Here is a 25,724-nt window from a genome sequence, read left to right on the forward strand (position 1 = left end):
ATACTATGGCAGATAAAACAATCAGCGACGATAAATATTATTACGTCATCAGCGAGGTGGCGCAGATACTCGGCGTGAGCGAGACCTTGTTGCGTTATTGGGAAAAAGAGTTTCCGCAGCAGATAACGCCCAAGAAAGGCTCACGTGGTGTGCGTCGTTACACCAAGGAGGACATAGAGAAGATACGTACCATTTACGACCTTGTAAAAGTGCGCGGTCTTAAACTGGCTGCTGCACGTGAGGTGCTCAAGCAAAACAAACAGGGTACTGCCCAACCGCTCGAAGCCATACAGCGCCTGCGCAAAGTGAAGGAAGAACTGGTGGCCATGAAGCGTGCCCTCGAAAGTATGTAAATTGGATTAGGGGGTTAGAGGGGTAGTGGGTTAGAGGGTTAGAGGGTTAGGAGGTTAAAAAGTCACTTTTATGAATTAGATAACCAAGAGTAATCTTTTAACCCAACTTTCGGATTTAGAAAGTGCGGGCTGAAAGCCCAATGGAGCACCCAGCCCAGGGCAAGCGAAGCGGCACCCTGGGTATCGCGTGTCGGAACAGTCGCGCCCTGAAAGGGCAAAAGCTTTAAGACATGGCGCAGGTATTGAAAGATATACATACGATGCTCCACTTTAAGTCCGCTAATTCAGCTATCAAGTAAGAATAACAAAATAAAGGCTTAAAGCTTTTGCCCTTACAGGGCGCGACTGCTCCAACACGCGATACCCAGGGTGTCGCTTCGCTTGCCCTGGGCTATGTGCTCCATTGGGCTTTCAGCCCGCACTTATTAAATCCGAAAGTTGAGTCTTTTAACCTCCTAACCCCTTAACCTCCTAACCCTCTAACCCCCTAACCCCCAAAAATGTCTGCAAAATCAAAAACAGTATACGTATGTTCAGAGTGTGGCATGGACTCGCCCAAATGGGTGGGGCGGTGCCCGTCGTGTGGTGCGTGGAACACCATGAAAGAAATGAGCATACGACCCGAAACATCGGCCGCCGTGAGCGAGCGTCAAGCCCGCCAGGCACTCACCGGCATAGACAAACACAGTCCACAGCCCGTGCCCCTGTCGCAAGTGTCGGCCACCGAAGAACCACGTATGCTCACCCACGATCATGAACTCGACCGCGTGTTGGGCGGAGGCGTGGTGCGAGGCTCCATGACACTGATAGGTGGCGAACCCGGCATAGGCAAGTCAACACTGCTGCTGCAAACCCTTGTGCGTATGCAAGGCTACAAGGTGCTCTACGTCAGCGGCGAGGAAAGCGAACGCCAAATAAAATTGCGCGCCGACCGCATATCCGACCGTTCAAGCGATGTGTTGCTGCTGTGCGAAACGCGGCTCGAACACATCTTTACACACATCAAGAATGTGCAGCCCGACCTCGTCGTTATCGACTCCATACAAACCATGTCGGTCGAAACCGTCGACTCGTCACCAGGCTCCATCACCCAAATACGCGAGTGCGCCGCCTCGTTGCTAAAGTATGCCAAGGAGAGCGGTGTGCCCGTCATATTGGTGGGCCACATCACCAAGGACGGTGCCATAGCCGGACCAAAAGTGCTGGAGCACATAGTCGACACCGTGCTACAGTTTGAGGGCGACCGCCATTACATGTACCGCATATTGCGCAGCATCAAAAACCGTTTCGGTTCAACCTCCGAACTCGGCATTTACGAAATGTGCAGCAACGGACTGCGCCCGGTTGACAATCCGTCGGAACTGCTCCTTACCCAAGGCGGCGACGAACTCAGCGGCATAGCCATTGCCGCAGCCATCGAGGGCGTGCGCCCCTTCCTTATCGAGACACAGGCCCTTGTGTCGACCGCGGCCTATGGCACCCCCCAGCGCTCTGCCACCGGGTTCGACCTGCGCCGCCTCAACATGCTGCTTGCAGTACTCGAAAAACGTGTCGGTTTCAAACTGGCACAGAAAGACGTGTTCCTCAACATAGCCGGAGGCATACGCGTCACCGACCCCGCCATCGACCTCTCAGTCATCGCGTCGGTACTGTCGAGCAATGTCGACACCGCCATAGAACGCAATGTGTGCATGGCCGGCGAGGTGGGTCTGAGCGGCGAGATACGTCCTGTCACGCGCATAGGCCAGCGTGTGGCCGAGGCTGCCAAGTTAGGTTTTACACGCATACTCATTCCCGAGGGCAATGTCAAAGGACTCGACACCCGGCAGCCCGGCATCGAAATTGTGCCAGTAAGCAGAGTCGAAGCCGCTCTGCGCGAACTGTTTGCATAGCAGACAGCAAGACGTTCGCGCCACGCACCACCATGCCAATAAGAAAGACACCCGTTCACCATATCCATAAGAACAATTATGTATAAAAAAGATAACAACTATAACCGAGGCAACCGTGACGCCCGCCGCGAGGGTAAAGGCAGTAACGCCCGTCGTGACTACAAAAGCGACCGCAATGGCGACCGCAAAGGCGACAGCAAGCACACTGCCCAGCGTCACGATGCCCCCCAGCGCAAGTTCCGTCCGCAGGCCCCCGGTGAGCGCAACCTCACTCCGCTGCCCACCATGACCATGGACGTGACCGACAACCGCCACATCACATTGCGTGTGCCGCCCCACATAGCCTATAACGAGGAGGCACTCAAGCAGTTCATAGCGCAGGAGCGCGGCATAGATGTGCGCACCATCAATGCCCTGCGCATACGCAAACGCAGCATTGACGCCCGCCAGCGCACCATTTTTGTCAACCTCACCGTCGAGGCTTACGTCAACGAAATGCCGCCCCAGCTCGACTTCGAGCCCGTCAGCTATCAAGATGTGAGCCGCGCCCCCCGTGTGGTGGTGGTAGGTGCCGGTCCTGGCGGACTTTTTGCTGCCTTGCGTTTGATAGAACTTGGCAAGCGTCCCGTGGTGCTTGAGCGTGGCAAAGATGTGCACGAGCGCCGCAAGGACATTGCCCTCATATCGCGCGAGCACAAGGTCGATGCCGAGAGCAACTACTCCTTTGGCGAGGGTGGGGCAGGAGCCTTCTCTGACGGCAAACTCTACACCCGTTCAAAGAAACGTGGCAATGTTGACAAAATATTGCGTGTATTCTGCCAGTTTGGTGCCAGCACCGACATCTTGATTGATGCCCACCCCCACATAGGCACCGACCGGCTGCCACGCATCATCGAGGCCATGCGCAACCAAATTATAGCCTGCGGTGGCGAGGTGCATTTCAACACTCGTGTAGATAGTCTGATCATCGAAGGCGAAGCCGTTAAAGGCGTCACCTGCCATAACGGACAAACCTACTTCGGCCCGGTCATTTTGGCCACGGGCCATTCGGCGCGCGACGTTTACCGCTATTTACACGCGCAAGGTGTGGCACTCGAGCAAAAAGGCATTGCCGTGGGCGTGCGCTTGGAACACCCCGCCACACTCATCGACCAAATACAGTATCACAACGCCAATGGGCGTGGCAAGTATTTGCCCGCAGCTGAGTATAGCTATGTGGCACAGAGCGGCGGCCGCGGCGTGTATAGTTTCTGCATGTGCCCGGGCGGCATAGTTGTGCCCGCAGCCAGCGGACCGCAGCAAATTGTGGTGAACGGCATGAGCCCCTCGTCGCGCAATTCCGCCTGGAGCAATTCGGGTATGGTGGTCGAAACACGTCCTGAGGACCTCGACGGCGAGCTTGCCCCCTTCCTTACTGAGGCCATGGCCGATGGCACCTTTGCCGAGACACACCAAGACATCAACAATCCGGCCAACCCTTTGCGCATGATGTACCTGCAAGAGGCACTCGAAAAGGCATGCTGGCAACAAGGCAACCGCAGCCAAACCGCCCCTGCACAGCGCATGGCCGACTTTGTCAACTGTCGTTTGAGTTACGACCTGCCCAAGTCGAGCTACTCGCCCGGTCTGGTGTCGTCGCCCCTCCACTTTTGGATGCCGCGTTTCATCACCACGCGTTTGATTGAAGGTTTCAACGCTTTTGGCCGCCGCAGCCGTGGTTTTCTTACCAACGAGGCCACCGTCATAGCTGTTGAAACCCGCACCTCGGCCCCAGTGCGCATATTGCGCAATCACGACACCTTGTGTCATGTCAGCATCAGCGGTCTCTACCCCTGTGGCGAGGGTGCCGGTTATGCGGGTGGCATAGTTAGTGCCGCTGTCGACGGCGAACGTTGTGCCGAGGCTGCTGCCGCGCAAATGGCCATGTAGTGTAGAATACGAGTGTAGACAAGTGCAGGCAAGTGTAGACGAGTGCAGACAAATTAGTGCATACACTCACCCCTACAATTTTTAATTTGCTGTTTTGTCTACACTCTACACTTTTAGAGGTTAAGCCACTGATAATCAAAACGTAACGGCGTGTAGACAAATGCGGAATTTGTATGCATTACTGTCTGCACACAGCCATCTGCACCATTGTGTGCACGTCACATTAACATATTGTTGTGCGGTGAAACTATTTTGATATATTGCAGTCCGCTAAAACATAAATATGCGAACGGACTCAAGCACCAAACGCAAACTCTAATGGGGGCGACGCGTCCCCGCGTCGGAAATTATGGCAAAGGCTCACAGACAGGCGTGTAATCAGTGTATGCACATTGCATTTTTCCGACGCGGGACGCGTCGCCCCCATTAGAGCTTGCGCTTGATGCTTGAGTCCGTTTGCGTGTTTACGCTTTTCCGAACAGCACTGATAAAACAATTTTGAACACCAACTTATAACATTACGCGCACGGTAAGCCATTTCTGTTGCATGAGAGCGGTTTTATGGTATAGGGCGAGCGGAATTTCTGTTGGACAAACAGTTTCTTCTGCCGCCCTATGCCGTAAAACCGCTCTCTTTTTGTGGTAAACTCGCATAGTGCAGAGGCGTGTGCACACAATGGTGCATACGGTTTTTGATAGTGTCTACACTGTGCAACATGCTGAATATCAATGATTATTGTGCGTTTAGTGCAGAGTGCAGACAGTTTGGCAAAAAAATAAATGTAGGTGTGTACACTGAGGTTCTTGTCTGCACCATGCACTTTTCCCCCTTACTAAGAATTAAAATCCATGCCTTATTGTGTTATAGAACATATATCGAGTAAAAAAATCATATTTCGGCAAAAAAAGTTGCCCGAAAACTTGCATGGTAATAACTAAGTCCGTACTTTTGCATCGTAATCATAATTGTAATCATTACAAATAATCGACGAATGGAAACGAACACGACGCTCAACTATCTTCAAGCCCATGGCATCAAGCCCTCGCTGCAACGCATGGCGGTGATGACCTACTTGATAGAGCACCGTACGCACCCCACCGCCGATGAAATTTACACGGCACTGCACCCCTCCATTCCGACCCTGTCGAAGACCACGGTGTACAACACCCTGAAGTTGCTCACCGAAAAGGGCGCCGCACTGCAGCTGACCATTGATGAGCGCAACTGCTGTTTTGATGCCGACACCTCGCCACATGCACACTTTCTGTGCACACGCTGTGGACGCGTGTACGACATGAAACTCAATCAGGCCGAATTGATAAAATGCGCCTGTGTGCCTGACAAATTTCAAACGGAGGACGCACAGCTTTACCTGCGCGGCTGCTGCCCAAGGTGCGCCGCACTGAACATGGATAATTAACTCAACAACGAAACATAACAACCGTTGCCAAGGCTCCCACCCACGGTGTGGCAAGGAACGAGGCAACAACAATCTACTAAAACTCAACTCATTATGAAAAAGAAATTTATTTGCACAGTTTGTGGTTACGTATACGAAGGTGAACATGCTCCCGAAAAATGCCCCATGTGTGGTGTGCCCGCTTCAAAGTTTAAGGAACTGAAGGAGGACGGTGCCATGCAGTTTGTGGCCGAACACGAAGTAGGTGTGGCCAAGGGCTGCGACGACGAGATGATTAAGGACCTCAACGCACACTTCAATGGCGAGTGCACCGAGGTGGGCATGTATCTGGCCATGAGCCGCCAGGCCGACCGCGAGGGTTATCCCGAAATAGCCGAGGCTTTCAAGCGCTATGCTTTTGAGGAGGCTGAGCACGCTTCAAAGTTTGCCGAATTGCTCGGCGACTGTGTGTGGGACACCAAGACCAACCTCGAAAAGCGTATGAACGCTGAGGCTGGTGCTTGCGAGGACAAGGCCCGTATTGCCAAGCGTGCCAAGGAACTGAACCTCGATGCCATTCACGACACCGTACACGAAATGGCACGTGACGAAGCTCGTCACGGTCGCGGTTTCGAGGGCTTGTACAAGCGCTACTTTGGTAACAAATAAGGCTTCACTTGTGTTGCCCGATTTGAAACTTTAATATTTCACGAGTCCCGCAAACTGCATGCCATGGCATCGCTACGGCTGTAAGTGCGGGACTCTCTTTTTTTACAATTTGACCAATATTATTGATATGAAAACACTTAAAGGAACCCGCACCGAAAAGAACCTCGAGGCAGCCTTTGCCGGTGAATCGCAGGCTCACACCAAGTACCAATACTATGCTTCGAAGGCCAAGAAGGACGGCTATGTACAGATGGCCAACATCTTTGAGGAGACCTCGCGCAACGAGAAGGAGCATGCTAAAATATGGTTCAAGTATCTGCATGGCGGCACAGTGCCCGGCACACCCGACAACTTGGCCGATGCTGCCAATGGCGAGAACTATGAGTGGACCGACATGTATGCCACCTTTGCCAAGGAGGCACGCGAGGAGGGCTTTGACGAGATAGCCGAAAAGTTTGAAATGGTAGGCGCCATCGAAAAGACGCATGAGGAACGCTACCGCCGTTTGCTCAAGAATATTGAGGACGCCATTGTGTTCAGCCGCGATGGCGACAGTGTATGGCAGTGCTCTAACTGTGGCCATATTGTGATAGGCCAGAAGGCTCCCGAAATCTGCCCCGTGTGCAACCACCCGCAGAGCTACTTTGAGCTGAGAGCCGAGAATTACTAATTGAAGTTCCGGATTCAGGCTCGTATGGCCTGAAACGCGCTGCGACAAAACGCAAGCACTAATGGGGGCGACGCGTCCCGCGTCGGGATAGAGAAAGGAGGAAAATACGAACGCTACTAAATAATAGCTGCCTCTTTTCCCGACGCGAGACGCGTCGCCCCCATTAGTGCTTGCGTTTTTTCAAGCATCAAACGCAGCCACAAAGCGCTACCACCAAACGCTACCGCTAATGGGCGCGACGTGTCCCGCATTGTGTAATTAAGGCATACCCAAAAGGGGGTATTTTGGCTGTCGCACAGCCTTGGCTTGTGCATAAAATACTATTTTTGTATTCACAACTTGGGCGGGTGAATTTGCCAACTAATATCTCCAACCAATTATTACTATCATTATGCTGAAAGATATCATACACCATTGGCGTACACATTGGGCCATGCGCGAGGGGTCGTTGCGTGGCGGACTTGACATACTGCGTCACATCGGTCCCGGACTGCTTGTGACGGTGGGCTTTATCGACCCCGGCAACTGGGCGTCGAACTTTGCAGCCGGTTCGCAATTTGGCTATGCACTGTTGTGGGTGGTTACGTTGTCAACCATCATGCTCATTGTGTTGCAGCATAACGTGGCACACTTGGGCATTGTGACGGGGCAGTGCTTGAGCGAGGCCACCACACGCCACCTGCCCCGGTGGGTGAGCCGCCCCGTGCTGTGGAGCGCCATGGGGGCATCGGTATCAACCTCGTTGGCCGAAATATTAGGCGCGGCCATTGCGCTGCAAATGCTCTTCGGCCTGCCCCTCATTGTGGGGGCCGCCATAGCCACGCTCACTTGCGGCGTGCTGCTGTTCACCAATTCGTACAAACGGGTGGAGCGCGGCATCATAGCCTTTGTGTCGCTCATAGGTTTCTCGTTTTTGTACGAACTTACCCTGACCGACACACATTGGGGCCAAGTGGCCGAGGCCATGGTAGTGCCATCGTTGCCGCAGGGCAGCATATTGGTGGTGATGAGCGTGTTGGGAGCTGTGGTGATGCCACACAACTTGTTTTTGCATTCCGAGGTAATTCAGAGTCGCCAAATACACCTTACGGGTGCCGACAAAATAAAGCATGCGCTGAAATATGAGTTTTACGACACACTGCTGGCCATGACCATAGGTTGGGCCATCAATTCGGCCATGATCATACTGGCGGCAGACACCTTCTTTGCACACGGCACCCTGGTGGACGAGTTGCCCAAGGCCGGTGCACTGCTCACCCCCATGCTTGGTGGCGGTGCGGCCGTGGTGTTTGCCATAGCCCTGTTGTTGGCTGGCATATCGAGCACGGTGACGAGTGGCATGGCGGCAGGCACCATATTTGCGGGCATCTATAATGAGCCATACGATGTGAAGGACGTGCATTCGCGTGCTGGCATATTGATATCGTTTGTAGGTGCTTTTGTGTTGTTGCTCTTTATTGGCGATGCCTTTAAGGCGCTTATTGTGTCGCAGGCCGTGCTGAGTTTGCAGTTGCCATTTACCATGTTCACCCAGGTGCGCCTCACGTCATCAGCCAAGGTGATGGGTGCTTATCGCAACAGCCGTTTTACCACCGTGTTGCTTTATGCCTTGGCGGCGCTGGTGAGTGGACTTAATGTATATTTGCTTTGGTCGCTGGTTTGCTGATATGCTAATGTGCTAATGGACTGACGCCGTAGTGTTTACTGCTGATTCGATGCTTTTGTAAACGCTACGGCGTCAGTCCATTAGCACATTAGCGCGAGCATTGCGAGCATTAGAACTGCAACAAATTTTAATATCTCGGTCAAAATCCTTAACTTTGCAGCACAATTACTAAATCACTTATAACTAACTCCTTTTAATGAGTAATTCTTACTTTGCGCCGCGCTTGCTGAGCGAGTTGCGGCATTACAACAAAGCCAAATTTGCAGCCGACCTCATGGCCGGCTTAATTGTTGGTATTGTGGCACTGCCATTGGCCATAGCCTTTGGTATAGCTTCGGGCGTATCGCCCTCGCAGGGCATATTGACCGCCATCATTGGCGGTTTTATTGTGTCGGCCCTTGGCGGTAGCCGTGTGCAGATTGGTGGCCCTACGGGTGCTTTCATCGTAATTATTTACGGTATTGTAAGCGACCCCAATTTGGGCTTGTCGGGATTGATGCTGGCCACTATGTTGGCGGGTATCTTCTTGATATTGTTGGGTGTTTGCCATCTTGGCACCATCATCAAGTTTATTCCGTACCCCATTGTGGTGGGCTTTACGAGCGGTATTGCCGTGACCATATTCACCACGCAAATCAAGGACTTGTTCGGCCTGACCATTGCGGGCAAAATGCCTGGCGACTTCCTGTCGAAATGGTTGGTGTACTTTCAGAATTTTGACACAGTAGACTGGGTGACCACTGCGATAGGTGTGTTGAGCATCGTGATAATAGCCCTTACACCCAAGGTGTCGAAAAAGGTGCCCGGCTCGCTCGTGGCCATTATTGTAATGACCATAGGCGTTTACTTTTTGAATACCTACACCGACATGAAGGTGCTCACCATCGGCGACCAGTTTGGCGAGATAAAGGCAAGCATTCCCTCGCTGCAGGTGCCCAACCTGAGCTGGGAGAGTGTGAAGAGCCTATTCCCCACAGCCATGGTTATTGCCGTGTTGGGCGCTATTGAGTCGTTGCTTTCGGCCACAGTGGCCGATGGTGTGTGTGGCGACCATCACAACTCAAACCAGGAACTCATAGGCCAAGGTGTGGCCAACCTTTGCACACCGTTGTTTGGTGGTATACCGTGTACAGGTGCCATTGCCCGCACCATGACCAACATCAACAATGGTGGCCGTACACCGGTGGCAGGTATTATTCACGCTGCCGTGCTGCTCGTCATCTTTTTGGTGCTGATGCCTTTGGCTGCTTATATCCCGATGTCGTGTCTGGCCGGTGTGCTGGTAATTGTGTCGTACAACATGAGTGGCTGGCGCACTTTCATGCAGCTGATGAAGAACCCCAAGAGCGATGTGATAGTGTTGTTCATCACCTTCTTGCTTACTGTCATTTTCGACCTCACCATAGCCATTGAGGTGGGTTTGCTCATAGCTTGCTTGTTGTTCATGAAACGTATGGCCGAGTCAACCCAAATCAAGGTGATAGCAGACGAGATTGACCCCAATGACGAGACTGATGCCGAGGTGCACGAGGAGCATTTGCGCATTCCGCAGGGTGTTGAGGTATACGAGATAAATGGTCCCTATTTCTTTGGCATAGCCAACAAGTTTGAGGAATTGATGACCGCCATGGAAGATCACCCCAAGGTGCGCATTATTCGTATGCGTCGTGTGCCGTTTATCGACTCAACGGGTATTCACAACCTGCAGAACTTGTGCGAGATGAGTCACCGCGAGGGCACCCACATTGTGCTTTCGGGTGTTACGCCCAATGTGTACAGTGTGCTTGAACACAATGGTTTCTGCCACTTGTTGGGCAAGGATCACATTTGTCCCAACATCAATGTGGCGCTTGAGCGTGCCTTGGCCATTGTGAAGCGCAAGATTGACTAAAGGGTATTACTACGATATGGAACCGCTTGACGGTTCCTAAGGCAAAGGCTCACAGACAGGCTTGTTATTAGTCCTGTCTGTGAGCCTTTATTTAGTGTACGAATAAGGCATTTTTCCTGTGGGACGAGGCTGTTGAAAAATGCCCCGACGCGGGACGCGTCGCCCCCATTAGAGGTAGCGTTTTCTATCAGATTTACAGGTTAAAAAGCAAATAAGGAGCCATGTAAAGGGCTGTTGTGCCAGGGCATTGCGCTCTAATGGGGGCAACGCGTCTCGCGTCGGGGCATTTTTCAGCAGCCTCGGGACGCGTCGCCCCCATTAGTGCTTGCGTTTTGTGACAGGGGAAGCAACATTGAAGTATAGCGGACAGTAATAATAACAAAATGCGAAACGACAGCGCCATGCAGCGCTGTCGTTTCGCATTTTAAGTATTTTACTAATTATCCGTTGGATAATTTATTTAAGCGTCTTTTGGCCGTCTTTGATAGACAATCCTTTGTAGTCCTCGGCTACCTTGCGGCCTGAGATATCGTAGCGGGTTGAGCCTTTTGAAGCGAGTGAGGTGTTAACACCTGAGAGTGAGGTGACGGTGGCCTTGTCGGTCAGTACGTATACCTTTGTTTCGCAGGGCTGGAGAGTGCCCGGGCTCAGTGTGTTTTCAATTTCAGACTCGGTGTTAGCCCAGATGTCACGGCAAGTGTATTTGTTGTCAGCCTTCAGGTAGATAGAGGTAAGCTGAATGTCGGGCACGCTAACAGCAGTTGTGCCACGGTTGGTTACAGAAACTGCCATGCGGCCGTCGGTCAAGTCCTTGACATAAACGTCGTAGCCTGTGTTAGAATAGTTGCTTGTGCCTGTTGACAGGGCCTCCATGTATTCAGCCTGCTGGCCAAGGGCATCTTGGTTGATGGCAAGAACCTCGGTGTTGGTCAGTGTGGCGATGTCGGCATCGGTTATCAGCGGGTTGGGCATCTGTACGTTGGCATTGGCCTCGCCCTTAGGCGTTTCGCGAAGGTCGCAAGTGAGGGCCAGGGGACTGGCAAACATACACCACAATGACATCTGTGAACGGGCCTGGGCATCGGTCAAACCTGTAATCTTTCCACCATTGCTTTGGTGACCAGCTGTGTTGTTGCTGGGGCCGCCAAGGCCGTGAAGGCCGATGCACATCATGTCGAGGTCGTTGAAGCGGTTGACACCGGCGTACATCCAGAGTTTGCGCACTTCGTCAACGCCACCAAGCACACCAGGACGTGAGTTGTTGCCTACCCAATCCTCGCGGGCATCGCTTGTGGCACGCCAGCTTGAGCCGCCGGCTTCGGCACCCCATTCCCAAGGCTTGGTCTTACCCCATTCGCAAATGTTGAACACAAAGGGAATTTCGCCCTTGGCTTGGCGTTCTTCGTTGAGTTTGGCCACGGCGTTACCCATTTGAGTGTAGCTCACCTTGGTGCCGGCCTGAGAGTTGCAGTAGTCGTATTTGAGCATGTCAACGCCCCATGAGTCGAACAGGGCAAGGTGTGCAGCCTCGTAGCCGTATGAGCCAGGCTGGTAGTTTTCGCAGGTCATAGAACCGGCGTCGCTGTAGATGCCCACTTTCAGTTTGTTGTTGATGCCCTTTAAGGCTGTTTTCAGACCGCTGATGCCGTTGGGGAACTTGGCAGGGTCGTAGGTCAGGGCTGCCTTGTCGTTGGTTGGGCTGGCCCAAGCATCGTCCAGTACGATGGTGTTGAAACCAGCTTCGATTAAGCCGTACTTTTCAAGACCCTTGGCTATTTCAACCATTTTGTCGTGGCTGATGGCGCGTGCAAACCAGTTCCATGTGAGCCAGGCCATCATGGGAGTGGGTGACTGCAGATGACTGCTGACAATGAGGCGTACCTTTGATTGAATTTCGTCGCCTGTTTCGTTAGTCAGGTTAAGGGTGTATTCGTATTCGCCCTCTTCGGCAGGTGCTGTACCGCTGATGTACTTGTATTTGTTGCCAATGGCCACGCGGTCGTCGTGCAGTGCAAGTGTTGAGATTGAGCCAAAGTCAACGCTTGTAACGGTCTCGCCAGTTTTGGTGGGCAACTTGTGAATGTATTGCGCACCGGGCAGGGCATACATCAGTGTGGCAAAAGGCATCGGAGTTTTTGAGGGGTCGATGAATTGCCAGGCCGAATTTCGGTCATTAGCGTTATACAGGTTAAGTACGGCGTTGTTGTCGATACCGCCAGTAAAGTTGAACGACGGTGTATTGCCCGTGGGGTTTTCTACCGAGCCAGGAATGATGGCTACTGTCTCTTCGGAGAGCATCATCAACTGCCAGGTGTTGGCAGTGGCCTTGTCGGTGGTGTACTTTACGTTACTGTTGGCAGTAGTAGTTTGATTGCTGCCGTTTGCCACATTGGTGTAGTAAATATAGCAACCAGCGGTGCGGTCGTAGATGTAGTACTTGCCCTGTTCAGCCTCGATAAGCACGAAGCGGTCGGCATCGCTGGCGCTTGTGGTGTGTACCAGGTTGTCGCCCGACTTTTTGATGTAGGCTGATGGCATCTTCAAAATGTAGGGATACTGCTTTTCGGCATCGATGCTCGCCGTGGGGGTGAAGTATTGTATGAACTTGAAGTCAATCTGATAGTTGGCATTGTCGATGGTTACTTTTGCCAAATAGCCTCCGCCCACCTTGACGGTGATGTCGCTTGTCTGTATATCTTCCTCAACATTGATAGACTGGTCGCCTTGGGCATTGAGTCCTGTAAAGCTTTGGCCGTTGATGATGACTGTAGCATTGCTCGGCATGCCATCGCTGAACAAGGTGTACTTTTGCTGCACACCAACCTCCTTGAGTGTCCAATTAGAACCTTTGTCCTTGGTGCCATTATCTGTCCAAAGACCAAGTGTGACGTTGCCGTTTACGGGGTTGTCATTACCGATACCCTTGTACCAATTGAGGTAGATGGCTGCTACGCCAGTAGTGGTGTAGGGCTGAATTTCGTAGGCGCCAGTGCTGAGTTCGTTGAATTTGTAGACCGCGGCATCTACTTTGCTGTCGGTCATCTTTACAAAACCAGTTTGTGCGCTGTAACTATCAGCCTGGTCGTAGCTCACCCATTTGCTGGCTGTTACGTTGTAGATGTAGTAAGTGTTGGCCTTGTCGCTGGCGGCATAAAAGGCAAACTGGGCATAGTTGTCCTTTGTCTGCGTGGGCGATGTGGTGGCGTTGCAGTAGTAGTTGTTGGCATTCATCATGGTGTAGCAATGCTCTGGCTTACCCGCAGAGGGTAGTGTCTGGCTCACCTTGATGCCAGCTACAGCCTTGACAGCCAACAGCATGGCTGATACAACAAGGCTTAGTAAACGTAAATAATGTGTCATTAAAATAGGTTTAAGTAAAAATAGATTTGTTGATACTTTGGTGTTAGTGCATTCGTGCTGCAAGGAACTTGCCTTTTGAATTGATTGTCAATTCTTCGCAAAGTAAATACTTATAATTTACCCCCCCCCAAGTGTTTTATTGACTTTCTTTAATCAAGGGTTCGGAATTTAAGTGTTTTTCAGAATATTGGTGCGTTTGTGGGAGAGGATACAATGAAATAACGGGTTAACAAGTATGCAGTTTATCATGTAAACGTCAGAATGCGAAGAAGCATGACAAACTTACCTGTCTCCCCCCTCCGCGAACTTGTCAACTTGTTTACTAATATCGCTAATGTGGTGGTAGGGTATGGACAGATGAAAAGTTGAAGGGCTGGCAGGTTGGCTTGTGTTGCCAGTGTCTGCCAGCCCTTCTGTCCGTTAGATTAGAGCTTTGCCAAATCGATAAAGTGGCCGCGCTTGCGACGCTCCTCAATGAGTTGATTGAGTTTGCGCTGGCGGTCTTTGGCCACCCAGCGGCGGGCAAAGACATTGGGTATGGCCACGCCAAGGGCGATGCACATGATGGTGATGGCTGATGCCATGCCAAATTTCATGGCGTTGGTGAGTTCGCCCACCACACCGTTCATTTCAATCAAGCCAACGAGGGCGCGGTACATCAGTACACCAGGCACCATGGGGATAACGCTCGGTATGGAGAGCACGTGGTTGGGGGCATGCACCCAGTGTACGGCCTTGACGGCAATTAAGCTGGCCAGGGCGCTGCCGGCAAGCGAGCCGATGGCAAGGCCCATGTCGAGGCCGATGTTGTCGTTGGACGGGCCAAGGTTGACAAAGTTGCGCGTGCACACGGCTATGATGCCGCCTATGGCCACAACCCATAACAGGCGGCGCGGAATGTTGAATATCATAGAGAAGCCCATGGCCGAGATGGCTGCGGCAGCAGCGTAGCTCAGGTAAGAGTTGTGGGGTATCATGGGTATGGTGTAGAACTGCGTGAGGTCGAAGTTGGACAGCTTGAGGAAGAACGCTATACCAAACGACATGGCCACAATCATGAGGAAGGTGTTGATGGCGCGCGTGAGTCCTACTTGTATGTAGTTGTCGAGCATGTCGTCGACAAAGTTGATGAGTGGCACACCTGGCACAATGAACAGGGCACAAGCCAACAGGGGGTGAAGCGGTGTGCTTGTCCACGATGAGGGCAAATAGGTGGTGGCCCAGGCTATTACGGTGCTGATAAATGCTGCAATGGCAATGCCCATGTAGTTGTTAAGCCCCTTGCGCAGCATCAAACCGCGCAGGTACATGCCAATGGCTGCTGCAAACGAGGCGTAGAAAAAGGCTGTCCAGTCGCAACCGAATTGTATGCAGAAACCGCCGCACGCAAAGCCGGTGCCAATGGCCACTTGTACGGGGGTGTAGTTGCGGGGACGGTTGGCTATTTCTTCAAGCTCCTGGGCGTACTGCTCAATGCTGTAGTCCTGGCGTATAGCCTTCCACGAGAGTTTGCTGATGAGCGAGATGGTGGTCATGTTGATACCATGCTTGTTGCAGCGTTGGAACTTTGTGAAGGAGTGTTCGTCGTCGCTGAGGTTTACCATCAACATGTTGAACTGCACGTAGATGTGCAAGTGTTCCTCGGGCAGTCCGAGGAAGGCTGCAACACGGTTCATGTTGCGTACAATACGGTTGGTGTCGGCCGCACTTTCCACCAGTAGCTGACCGGTGCGCAGCAACAAGTCGAGTTTGTGACGGATTAGCTGCTCTCTTGTCAGTTCAGAGTTGGTTGTCATTCAATAAAGTTTGTGTGATTTTGTATTTCTGGCTGCAAAATTACAAAAAAATGTGCATAACGCCTTTATGTACAGGTGATTAAACCCGTTGGTGTTACAGGTTAGCCGGTGCGTTTGTACGCATGGCAAGCATGATTGCCTCGCCGACCAGGGCTATGTTTGCAAGTGCGTAGTGTTTCTTGTTGCCCGATGATAGCGTATTTCCACAAATCTCGGCGGTGCGGAGAATGTTGCTCCTTACCTCATTGTCATTGAAAAAGGTGGCAGCTCCTGTTGAGAAGGCTGTTCCAGAGGGGCTCAGTCCCATGATGACGGGGCCTGCATCGATGTCCATACCGATGATAGGAGAATGGTCGAGCCATTCCTTCTTTGCTTTGTCCACCCATGTGTCCACAGTAGACGCGTATTCCCCTTTGTTGAGCGCAGCGTATTGCTTCAATGCTACAATAGCAACAAGCATGTCTGGCATGTAAATAAGCTGTCCGGGATTTAGCTGTGTCAGAAATGTCACTTTCCCTGCTGCTGCGATGAAAGGCAAACAACAGCCTGAACGATATGGCAAAAGTACAAATAAAATCAGAGAAATGGGAGCACTTGCCATCATGGCGCAATTATATGCTCTCAACTTTCGGATTTAGCAAGTGCGGTACGAATAACGGCGGCGACCGGTTGTAGTAAACATGTGAAACGACCGATATATATGCTTGCTTCGAACGTAGTAAGCATTTACTTCGAACGTAGTAAGCATTTACTTCGAACGTAGTAAGCATTTACTTCGATCGTAGTAAGATAACTTAAGTCGCGTATTTGAGGTATGACTTACACGTAAAGTCGTTGACTTGTCAATTTGTTTGATAATCCGGTCAGCGCGTAACTAAAATAAATTTGTAACTTAGCGGCATAATACGAATGACTAAAAAATGCAACAATGAAAAAGACAACTGTTGAAGCTTTGGCTAAAGAGAATGCCTTTGAACTGATAGGCAAGGAATGGATGCTCATAACCGCTGGCAATAAGGAACACTGCAACATGATGACGGCCTCGTGGGGCGGCATAGGTTGGCTGTGGAACAAGCCTGTGGCATTTGTCTTTGTACGTCCGGAACGTGCCACCTATCCGCTGATTGAAGAGAATGAATACTTGACACTCTCTTTCCTTGGCCACAGCGAGGCCATGCGCAAGGTGTACAATTTCTGTGGCTCAAAGTCGGGACGCGACTATGACAAGGTGAAGGAGACCGGACTGACTCCCGTTGTAACGGAACACGGTGCCATAGGTTTTGAGGAGGCTCGACTGACCATAGAGGGTCGCAAAATGTTCCGCACGGAGCTCAAGGCCGACGAGTTTGTTGACAAAGAGGCACTTGCACGCTGGTACAATGACCAGCCGGGCGGTTCGCTGCACACCATGTATGTGGTGGAGATAGAAAACGTTTACGAATAAGCATGCCGTTACTACAAATAACAAACGGGGTGACGCGTCACCCCGATTATCGTTTGGCCGAGCCGCTCAATCTGACAATAGAGGCTGGCGAGGCGCTGGCAATTTGCGGCCCTAATGGTGGCGGCAAATCGCTGCTGGTGGATATTATAACTGGTGCTCACCCGCTGCTGGGCGATGCGGCACGGTATGACTTTGGTGGCAATAATGCTGACCGCGTGGCCGATAATGTGCGGCTTGTGACCTTTCGCGATGTGTATGGTGGCAATGAACCGGCTTACTATCAGCAGCGCTGGAACCAGACCGACGAGCAGACGTTTCCCACTGTAAGCGAGGTGCTGCAGCAGGCTCGTACAGCTTGGACTGACTTGCACCAGGGCACTTCGCCCGAGATAGACTTGGACTTGCTGGCCGAACTGGGTATGGACGAGCATGCCGACAAGCCTATTAACCAACTGTCGAGCGGCGAACTGCGACGTATGCAGTTGGCCAAGATGCTGATGTCGTGTCCGCAGATGCTTGTGATAGACAATCCTTACATCGGCCTTGACAAGGACGCTCGCATGATGCTGACGCGGGTGCTCGGGCTGTTGGCACAACGTTTGACGCTGGTGCTGGTGGTGAGCCGTCCGGCCGATGTGCCGTCGTTTGTAAAGCACATAGTTTATGTGGACGGCAAGCGTGTGAGTAATTTGCTGCCCGCCACCGCTTATGCTCAGATAGAGCAGGACGGGGCACGCATGGGTGAGATGCCGGCTTTTACCCCGCCAACCGAGGAACGCTTTACACCGGCTGCCAGCAATGAGGTGATTGATTTCAGACACATCAACATACGCTATGGCCAGCGCACCATATTGAAGGACTTGAACTGGCTGGTGATGCGGGGCGAACACTGGGCCTTGACCGGCGAGAATGGGGCGGGTAAAAGTACGCTGCTGTCGCTGGTGTGTGCTGATAATCTGCAAGCTTATGCCTGCGATATCAGGCTGTTTGGCAATAAGCGCGGGAGCGGTGAAAGCATTTGGGACATAAAGCGCCGCATTGGTTATGTGTCGCCCGAGATGTACTCGGCCTACCGCAAACCGCTGCCGGCTATTGATATTGTGGCAAGTGGATTGCGCGACACGATAGGGCTGTATCAGCATGCTTCGGAGGCTGAACGCGCTTGTTGCAAGGCGTGGCTCGCGGCCTTTGATGCCTCGCACTTGGCCGATCGTAACTATATGACGCTGTCGTCGGGCGAGCAGCGCTTGATTATGTTGGTACGTGCCTTTGTCAAGAACCCGGATCTGCTTATTCTTGACGAGCCTTTTCACGGGCTTGACAACCGTCACCGCAAGCGCGCTCAAGCCATTATAGACTGCTTTATGCGCAATACGCGCAAGACGCTTATCATGGTTACGCATTATGAAGAAGAGTTGCCTTCGTGCATCGACCACCGGCTGGTGCTGAAGAAACACCGGTGACGAACTCCTTGCCCCGCTACTTTGCCTGCAGCAAAAGGGGCTGTACCATGCCATGCGGCACGCCTAACTTGATAGCTTTGTCAAGGTCGGTGCGTGCCGCTTTTTTCTCGCCCAACCGCAGCAGCATCTTGGCCCGCTCAATATAGTAGGCGCTCTCGTTGGGCTGCAGTTCAACAAGGCGGTCGTAGTCGGCACGTGCAAGGGCTGGCATGTTGAGCTCGGCCTCTACTGCGGCACGGGTGCTGAGGGCATCTACCATGTCGGGGTGTGCCGACACAATAAGGTTAAGGCGGTTGAGTGCCTCCTTGGGCTGGCCCATTTGTTGCAGTGTCAGGGCATCGAGTATTTGCGCGTTGGTGTTTTGCGGGTTGGCTGATATGATGTGCTGCAGGTCGGCATGGGCTTCGGTAAAGAGTCTCAACTGATAGCGGGCTGCTGCGCGCACAAAGCGTGCACGTTCAAGCAGCTGGGGCGTGATGCCGTCAAGTTCGGGCTGGTCGAGCACTTGTTGCGCATCGTCCTGTGCCTCGGCGGCACGCCCAAGTTGCAGGTTGGCTTCGGCGCGCGCCAAACGGGCATCGAAGTAGTTGGGGTAGTCCTTGATGACAGCGGTAAGTTTTTCGACCGCTTGCACGTTTCGACCGCGTGCCATGTCTACCAATCCCAGGTTATACTTTATTATATGATTGCCTTCGGCAGCGGGACGCAGTTTCAGTGCCTCATTAAACAAGGTTTCGGCCTGCCCCAAGGAGTCGGCGTATAGGGCGTTGAAGGCGCGCCGCAAATTGTCAACATACGCCAGGGAGTCAGATTGCTCACGCTTGTCGGTATGTTGCTCGCGTTTGTAGTCGTCCACCGTCTTCGACCTGATGCCTCCTTGTCCGCGTTGCAGGGGAATGATGGTCTGGGCACCGAGCGTGCCAGCAAGGAAGATGCTTGCAAACAATGCCAAGGGTCTTAATATATTGTTCATAGCATACATATTGTGTAAAAGCGGCACAAGCGGCACTGCATACTCATGCTGTGCCGCTTGTGTCTTTCTGTATTGTTGCGCTTATTTCTGTTTCTTACTTTCTCTTCTCCATCACGATGGCGTCAATCACGGCAACAGCGGTGACATTGACGATGTCGCTTACCGAACTTTCGAAGTCGGTAAAGTGGATAGGCTTGTTAAGTCCCATTTGGATAGGGCCGACTACTTCGCCATCGTCTTCAAGCGCCTTTACCATCTTGTATGATGAGTTGGCAGCAGAGAGGTTGGGGAAGATGAGTGTGTTGACATCTATGCCCTTGAGGCGGTTGAAGGGGTACTTTTCATCGCGCAGGTCTTTGTCCATGGCAAAGTTGAGCTGCATTTCGCCGTCAATGGCCAAGTCGGGCATTTCGTTGTGCATGCGTTCAACCACGTGTTGCACACTGAGTGCGCTGCCGTCGTTGTCTGAGCCAAAGTTTGAGTATGAAAGCATGGCGATAGACGGTGTACGGTTGAAGAAACGTACTGTTTCGGCAGAGAGGCGTGCAATGTCGTAGAGCGTGTCTTCGCTCGGGTGGCGGTTGACAAGTGTGTCGGCTACGAACAGAATGCCTTTCTTGGTGTTAATCAGGTGCATTGTGCCAAAGTGGTTGTAGCCTTCGCGCACACCAATAACCTCGCGTGCCACCTTGAAGGTGTTAGAGTATTTGGTGTAAAGACCCGTGATGAATGCATCGGCCTCGCCTGTCTCTACCATCATCATGCCAAAGTAGTTGCGCTCGTACATTTTGTCTTCAGCCTCTTGGGGGGTATAACCCTTGCGCTCCATTTTCTTGGCAAAGATTTGCGCATAGCGGTGGCGGCGCTCGTTTTGGGTGTCGTTGCGCAGATTGAGTATTTCAATGCCTTCGAGGTTGAGTTTCAGCTCTTCGGCAATTTTGCGTATTTGCACATCGTTGCCCAATAATATGGGGAAGCAGATGCCCTCCTCCTTAGCGCGCACAGCGGCTTCGAGCATGGTGGGGTGTGTGCCTTCGGCAAAAACCACACGCTTGGGGTTGCTGCGTGCTGTGTCGTAGAGGTTCTGGGTAAACTTGCTTTCTTGGCCCATCAATTCGCGCAGGTGCTGGCGGTAGGCTTTCCAGTCCTTGATAGGTGTGCGTGCCACTCCACTGTCCATTGCGGCTTTGGCAACGGCCATTGAAACTTCGGTAATCAAACGCGGGTCGACGGGTTTGGGAATAAAGTAGTCGGGGCCGAAGGTGAAGTTGCGCACGTGGTAGGCGCGGTTGACGATGTCGGGCACCGGACGACGCGCCAGGTCGGCAATGGCACGGGCCGCTGCCATCTTCATTTCTTCGTTGATGGCACTTGCTGCGGTGTCGAGTGCGCCACGGAAGATGTAGGGGAAACCAATTACATTGTTGATTTGGTTGGGATAGTCGGTACGGCCTGTGCTCATCAGTACGTCAGGACGTGCTGCTGTGGCGTCTTCGTAAGAGATTTCGGGCACGGGGTTGGCCAGTGCAAAGATGATAGGATTGCTGGCCATAGAGCGTACCATGTCTTGTGTGAGTACATTGCCCTTTGACAAACCTACAAATACATCGGCGCCATTAACGGCTTCGGCCAAGGTGTGTACGTCGGTGCGTGTGGTGGCAAACTCACGCTTTTGCGCATTCAAATTGTCGCGGTCGGCTGTAATAACACCTTTGGAGTCGAGCATCACTACGTTCTCCTTTTTAGCACCAAAGGCACAGTAAAGGCGTGTGCACGATATGGCGGCTGCACCTGCACCATTGACAACAATCTTGACGTCTTCAATCTTTTTGCCAGCCACTATAAGGGCGTTGATAAGGCCTGCTGCCGATATGATAGCCGTGCCGTGCTGGTCGTCGTGCATTACCGGTATGTCGAGTTCGGCCTTGAGGCGTTGTTCTATTTCGAAGCATTCGGGTGCTTTGATATCCTCGAGGTTAATACCGCCAAAGGTAGGCGCTATGGCTTTAACAGCGGCGATAAACTTTTCGGGGTCTTTTTCGTTCACCTCAATGTCAAAGGCATCGACGCCTGCATATATCTTGAACAAGAGACTCTTGCCTTCCATCACCGGTTTGCCGCTCATGGCGCCTATGTCGCCCAGTCCGAGCACGGCGGTGCCGTTAGAAATGACGGCTACCAAGTTGCCCTTGTTTGTATAGCGATAGGCATCGTGCGGGTCCTTTTGAATTTCAAGGCAAGGTTCTGCCACGCCTGGTGAGTATGCCAGCGAAAGGTCGGTTTGAGTGCGGTAGGGTTTTGTTGGTACAATTTCGATTTTACCGGGCTTGCCCATTTCGTGGTAGTGCAAGGCAGCCTCTTTTGTTATCTTTACCATATAATAATAGGGTCGTTAAGAGTGTTAGTTGTTACTATTCGCAAGCAAATTTACGATTTTTGTTTTATCGTGCGCGCTTGGCTATGCACAATTTTACTATTTGCTCTCATTTTGTGAAAGGTTATGCAAGAGGAAAGAGAAAGTCGTGCTATGGCGGGGTAGGGGCTGGCAGTTCTAGATTATTCTAGTTGTTCTAGATTTTCTAGAATATCTAGAATATCTAGAATTTCTAGAATATCTAGAACGTCTAGAACCTCTACTCATACCATATTCTTCATGCTATGGCGGCGCCTCAAGCTTTGCCCTTTAGCTTTGCTATTTCAGCTTTAAGGGCGGCTATTTCATCGGCTTGCCGATAGTAAGCGGCCAGGGCGCGCTGTTTGAGGTTGTTGTAAGCCTTTTGCCATGCTTCTGCTTCAGACTGGGCTTGCTGCAATGCTTGCTTGATGGCAGGTAAACTTGTTTCTAACTGCTTGAGACGCTCGTCTTGCTTATTGCGGAACCCCGTGCGTGCACGGTGCATGCGCTCCTTTATGCCTCCCTGCGTGATGAATTCTTGCTCAAGTTTCTTTAAGAAACTCATCATCATCTTGTCTGTCATGTGGCAGAGCGTGAGCGCATAGTTGCACATCTGCTCGTCAGTCCACTGGTCAAAGTAGGGCGCGTAGTCTTGCAGCTTGTTATGGTAGCGGCAGTATTTGAGCATAGGCTCGTATTGAGAGTGCGATGCGGTGTAGATTTGCTTATGACGTGATTTGAGATAATCCTCAAAGTCCTCGCGTAGCTCTTTTAACGAGGCGCGTGCCACGTTGAGCAGTTTCAGTTGCATCTCGGTTGACGTTACACCATCGGCAAGCCCTTCTACGATGTTTTGTTTGCACGAGCGTGCGGCCTGTATCATTTGGTCACGTGTGCGGTCCTTGTAAAGGTGTATAAATCTGTTGCAGAAGGCAAACGACAGCTGATAGATAACGTCAGACTTTTGATAGAAAAACAATACGTCCCAATTCGTTTGGCGGGTCAGTACTGGTTGTTCCTCGTAGTTTTCCATGGCGTGTGTCGTTAAGCAAAAGGCTGGCGCAACAAATAGTATGCTCTATTTATCGCGTCAGCCTTTTCAATATATTGTATTATCTGATAACGAGTTGTGACACCCTTATCAAGCCAGTGCTAAGTCAACCACCTTCTTTACGGCTTCTTCAAGTCCGCTGGCGTCTTTACCACCGGCAGTGGCAAAGTGGGGTGCACCGCCGCCGCCGCCCTTGATGAGCTTGGCTGCTTCGCGCACGAGTTGGCCCGCATTGAGCTTTTTGCTCTCAACAAGGTTCTTGCTTATCATGACAGTGAGCAAAGGCTTGCCTTCGTGTGTTGAACCAAACACGCACAAGGTGTCGTTGGGCAATATGCCTGACACTTGGAAGGCGAGGTCCTTGACGGCGTTAGGTTCGATAGCAGTAGGAATGACATACTTGATCAGACGTACGCCGTCCACATCGGTGGCACTGGCCACGAGTTTGTCGCGCAAGGCAACAAGTTGCTCTTTCACATAGCTCTCAACCTGTTTCTTCAAACCGTCGTTCTCCTCAATCGTCTTCTTGATGACAGCGGTAAGGTCCTTGGCATTGTTGAAGAATGACTTGAGGTTGCTCATTACGTCTTGCTGTGCGTAGACGCTCTCCTCGGCAGCCTCGCCAGTGATGGCTTCGATACGGCGTACGCCGGCGGCCACACTGCTTTCGCTAACGATGCGGAACAGGCCAATGCGTCCGGTGCTCTTGGCATGGCAACCACCGCAAAATTCTACGCTGCTGCCAAATTGTACCACGCGCACCTTGTCGCCATACTTTTCGCCAAACAGGGCGATAGCACCAAGTTTCTTGGCCTCCTCCATGGGCACGTCGCGGTGGTCTTGCAATGGAATGTCCTCGCGTATGCGGCGATTGACGATGCGCTCCACCTGGCGTAATTCCTCGGGAGTAACCTTCTGGAAGTGTGAGAAGTCGAAACGCAAGTAGTCGGGGGTGCAAAGTGAACCTTTTTGCTCCACATGCGTGCCGAGCACCTCGCGCAACGCCTGGTCGAGCAAGTGGGTTGCGGTGTGGTTGGCCTCACTGCCGCGGCGCATCTTTACGTTCACCTCAGCATGGAAGGTAGCCTTGGCGTCGGCGGGCAATTTCTTTGTAAGGTGTATTGGCAAGTTGTTCTCGCGCTTGGTGTCGAATATCTCCACCTTGTCGTTGCCAGCCACGAGTACGCCTTGGTCGCCTACCTGACCACCCATTTCGGCATAGAAAGGAGTTTGGTCGAGCACCAATTCGTAGTAAGTTTGCTTTTTCTGTTGCACACGGCGGTAGCGCAAAATGTGGCAGTCGCACTCCGTTACGTCCCAACCCTTAAATTCTGTTTCACCTTCGGCAAGGATTACCCAGTCGTCGGTTTCAACAGCCGCAGCGTTGCGGGCACGTTCCTTTTGCTTTTGCATTTCGGTGTTAAAGCCTTCCTCGTCAACCTCCATGCCATTTTCGTGGCAGATGAGTTCAGTCAAGTCGAGCGGGAAACCATAAGTGTCGAACAGTGTAAAGGCCTTTTCGCCGTCAACCACCGTCTTGCCCTCCTTCTTGGTCTGTGCAATCACGTTTTCAAGCATGTTGATACCAGTTGAAAGCGTGCGGAGAAAACTCTCCTCCTCCTCTTGCATCACACGGCCGATAAGCACCTGCTGTGCCTTGAGTTCGGGGAAAGCTTCGCCCATTTCATGCACCAAGGTAGGTACGAGTTTGCAAAGGAAAGCTTCGCGCTGGCCCAAGAAAGTGTAGGCATAACGCACGGCACGGCGCAAAATGCGGCGTATCACATAGCCAGCCTTGGCATTTGACGGCAACTGGCCATCAGCTATTGAAAATGAAATGGCACGCAAGTGGTCGGCAATTACGCGCATGGCCACATCAATCTTCTCGTCCTTGCCATATTCAAAGCCCGACAATTCGCCAATCTTCTTGATGATGGGCTGGAATATGTCGGTATCGTAGTTAGAGTTCTTGCCTTGAATAGCACGCACCAGTCGCTCAAAGCCCATGCCCGTATCAATCACATTCATGCCCAGTGGCACGAGCGAACCATTGGCTTTACGCTCAAACTGCATGAACACGATGTTCCAGATTTCGATAACCTGGGGGTCGTCCTTGTTCACGAGTTCACGTCCTGGCACCTTGGCCTTTTCCTCGGGTGTACGGCTGTCAAGGTGTATTTCTGAGCAGGGGCCGCAGGGACCTGTGTCGCCCATTTCCCAAAAGTTGTCGTGCTTGTTGCCGTCAATAATGTGGTCGGCAGGCACGTGCTTGGCCCAATACTTGGCAGCCTCGTCATCGCGGCTGAGGCCTTCTTCCTTCGAACCCTCAAACACCGTCACGTACAAGTCCGCCGGGTTAAGGTGCAACACGTCAACCAAATACTCCCAGGCATAGTCAATGGCACCCTCCTTAAAGTAGTCGCCAAAGCTCCAGTTGCCAAGCATCTCAAACATGGTGTGGTGGTACGTGTCATGTCCAACCTCCTCCAGGTCATTGTGCTTACCGCTCACGCGCAAGCACTTTTGCGAGTCGGCGCGGCGGCGTGGCTCGGGGTCGCGTTGGCCAAGGATAATATCTTTCCACTGGTTCATACCAGCGTTGGTAAACATCAGAGTGGGGTCGTCCTTAATCACCATCGGAGCAGACGGCACAATGGTGTGTCCCTTCGACTCGAAAAACTTCTTGTACGAGTCGCGGATTTCGTTAGCTGTCATCATTATTATAATGCGTTTCTTCTTTTTAGTTTTGTTTGCAAAGTTAGTGCAAACGAT

General features: G+C 52.0%; 17 protein-coding genes. 10 read left to right on the plus strand and 7 right to left on the minus strand.

Annotated features, from left to right (window positions below):
* Positions 1–5 precede the first annotated feature (5 nt).
* The 8 genes from BQ5453_RS03435 (at position 6) to BQ5453_RS03470 (ending at position 10,470) form a co-directional block, all read left to right on the plus strand.
* Positions 6–353 carry a MerR family transcriptional regulator gene (locus BQ5453_RS03435; RefSeq protein WP_022101209.1) on the plus strand — a complete coding sequence of 116 codons (348 nt, stop codon included), beginning with the start codon at positions 6–8 and terminating at the stop codon, positions 351–353.
* Positions 354–853: 500 nt separating this feature from the next.
* Positions 854–2,245, plus strand: coding sequence for a DNA repair protein RadA (gene radA / locus BQ5453_RS03440; protein WP_022101210.1), 1,392 nt, complete (start codon positions 854–856; stop codon positions 2,243–2,245).
* 291 nt (positions 2,246–2,536) lie between these two features.
* Entirely contained in the window at positions 2,537–4,174 is a 1,638-nt protein-coding gene (locus BQ5453_RS03445) for an NAD(P)/FAD-dependent oxidoreductase (RefSeq protein WP_071122270.1), read from the plus strand.
* A gap of 992 nt (positions 4,175–5,166) precedes the next feature.
* Positions 5,167–5,595, plus strand: a complete 429-nt coding sequence (locus BQ5453_RS03450) for a Fur family transcriptional regulator (protein WP_071122169.1) — start codon at positions 5,167–5,169, stop codon at positions 5,593–5,595.
* Positions 5,596–5,688: 93 nt separating this feature from the next.
* Positions 5,689–6,243 (plus strand): NADH peroxidase, encoded by a 555-nt coding sequence (locus tag BQ5453_RS03455; protein ID WP_022101197.1) that lies wholly within the window; start codon positions 5,689–5,691, stop codon positions 6,241–6,243.
* A gap of 127 nt (positions 6,244–6,370) precedes the next feature.
* Positions 6,371–6,913 (plus strand): rubrerythrin, encoded by a 543-nt coding sequence (gene rbr, locus BQ5453_RS03460; protein ID WP_022101198.1) that lies wholly within the window; start codon positions 6,371–6,373, stop codon positions 6,911–6,913.
* Positions 6,914–7,346: 433 nt separating this feature from the next.
* Positions 7,347–8,579, plus strand: coding sequence for an Nramp family divalent metal transporter (locus BQ5453_RS03465; RefSeq protein ID WP_071122271.1), 1,233 nt, complete (start codon positions 7,347–7,349; stop codon positions 8,577–8,579).
* 196 nt (positions 8,580–8,775) lie between these two features.
* Positions 8,776–10,470, plus strand: coding sequence for a SulP family inorganic anion transporter (locus BQ5453_RS03470; protein WP_071122171.1), 1,695 nt, complete (start codon positions 8,776–8,778; stop codon positions 10,468–10,470).
* A gap of 456 nt (positions 10,471–10,926) precedes the next feature.
* Here BQ5453_RS03470 and BQ5453_RS03475 read toward each other — a convergent pair whose 3' ends face one another.
* The 3 genes from BQ5453_RS03475 to BQ5453_RS03485 form a co-directional block, all read right to left on the minus strand.
* Complete coding sequence (locus BQ5453_RS03475; protein WP_071122172.1) at positions 10,927–13,830, minus strand: glycoside hydrolase family 27 protein; 2,904 nt, start codon at positions 13,828–13,830, stop codon at positions 10,927–10,929.
* Between the two features lie 425 nt (positions 13,831–14,255).
* The gene (locus tag BQ5453_RS03480; protein ID WP_071122173.1) at positions 14,256–15,626 is read right to left on the minus strand and encodes a threonine/serine exporter family protein; all 1,371 of its coding nucleotides are present in this window, start codon (positions 15,624–15,626) and stop codon (positions 14,256–14,258) included.
* Between the two features lie 94 nt (positions 15,627–15,720).
* Positions 15,721–16,095 carry a hypothetical protein gene (locus BQ5453_RS03485; protein ID WP_143033288.1) on the minus strand — a complete coding sequence of 125 codons (375 nt, stop codon included), beginning with the start codon at positions 16,093–16,095 and terminating at the stop codon, positions 15,721–15,723.
* A gap of 459 nt (positions 16,096–16,554) precedes the next feature.
* Between BQ5453_RS03485 and BQ5453_RS03490 the strand changes: the two genes are divergently transcribed.
* The gene (locus BQ5453_RS03490) at positions 16,555–17,070 is read left to right on the plus strand and encodes a flavin reductase family protein (protein ID WP_071122175.1); all 516 of its coding nucleotides are present in this window, start codon (positions 16,555–16,557) and stop codon (positions 17,068–17,070) included.
* Positions 17,071–17,072: 2 nt separating this feature from the next.
* Positions 17,073–18,533, plus strand: a complete 1,461-nt coding sequence (locus BQ5453_RS03495) for an ATP-binding cassette domain-containing protein (protein ID WP_071122176.1) — start codon at positions 17,073–17,075, stop codon at positions 18,531–18,533.
* 16 nt (positions 18,534–18,549) lie between these two features.
* Here BQ5453_RS03495 and BQ5453_RS03500 read toward each other — a convergent pair whose 3' ends face one another.
* From BQ5453_RS03500 to alaS, 4 genes are all read right to left on the minus strand, one after another.
* Positions 18,550–19,506: a tetratricopeptide repeat protein gene (locus BQ5453_RS03500; protein ID WP_161942395.1), complete on the minus strand. Its 957-nt coding sequence runs from the start codon at positions 19,504–19,506 to the stop codon at positions 18,550–18,552.
* A gap of 94 nt (positions 19,507–19,600) precedes the next feature.
* Positions 19,601–21,883: an NADP-dependent malic enzyme gene (locus tag BQ5453_RS03505; RefSeq protein ID WP_071122178.1), complete on the minus strand. Its 2,283-nt coding sequence runs from the start codon at positions 21,881–21,883 to the stop codon at positions 19,601–19,603.
* A 292-nt stretch (positions 21,884–22,175) separates the two neighbouring features.
* Positions 22,176–22,934 (minus strand): four helix bundle suffix domain-containing protein, encoded by a 759-nt coding sequence (locus BQ5453_RS03510; protein WP_071122179.1) that lies wholly within the window; start codon positions 22,932–22,934, stop codon positions 22,176–22,178.
* Positions 22,935–23,042: 108 nt separating this feature from the next.
* Positions 23,043–25,670 (minus strand): alanine--tRNA ligase, encoded by a 2,628-nt coding sequence (gene alaS / locus BQ5453_RS03515; protein WP_071122180.1) that lies wholly within the window; start codon positions 25,668–25,670, stop codon positions 23,043–23,045.
* Positions 25,671–25,724: the final 54 nt, after the last annotated feature.

It is taken from the genome of Prevotellamassilia timonensis (assembly GCF_900106785.1).
Lineage (GTDB): Bacteria > Bacteroidota > Bacteroidia > Bacteroidales > Bacteroidaceae > Alloprevotella > Alloprevotella timonensis.